Origin of the sequence: Bartonella sp. AA81SXKL (assembly GCF_042196945.1) — a bacterium.
Lineage (GTDB): Bacteria > Pseudomonadota > Alphaproteobacteria > Rhizobiales > Rhizobiaceae > Bartonella.
Window position 1 is genome coordinate 1 of sequence record NZ_JBHIRH010000438.1, and the last position, 523, is coordinate 523.

Below are 523 nucleotides of genomic sequence, written 5' to 3' on the forward strand. Positions count from 1 at the left end.
AATACAATTTTCTATTCCGTTAAATTTTATTGGTTCAATTTATCGTGATGTTCGACAAGGCTTAACTGATATTGAAGCTATGTTTGATCTTTTAGATGTTCAGAAGGAAATCAGTGATAAATTAGATGCCAAATCATTAGTGGTCAATAATGGGAGTATTCGGTTTAATCAGGTAAAATTTTCCTATGATCAGAATCGCCAAATTCTCAAAGATATTAATTTTGAGGTTCCGGGAGGCAAAACCGTTGCAATTGTTGGTCCATCAGGTGCTGGTAAATCGACTATTTCTCGATTGCTTTTTCGTTTTTATGATGTTGATGCAGGTTCTATCACAATTGATGGACAAGATATCCGTAATGTAACACAAAAAAGTTTGCGTGAAGCTATTGGTATGGTACCGCAGGACACAGTGTTATTTAATGATACAATTGCTTATAACATTTACTACGGGCGTCCAAGTGCTACAGATGAAGAGATGCGCAAAGCTGCTGAAATGGCACAGATATCAAAATTTATTGAGATG

At 35.6% G+C, this 523-nt stretch carries 1 protein-coding gene; it reads left to right on the forward strand.

Going from position 1 to position 523, the window contains the following annotated elements:
- A partial coding sequence (locus tag ACFINZ_RS12125; RefSeq protein ID WP_375701661.1) for an ATP-binding cassette domain-containing protein occupies positions 1 to 523 on the forward strand: 523 nt, incomplete at both ends.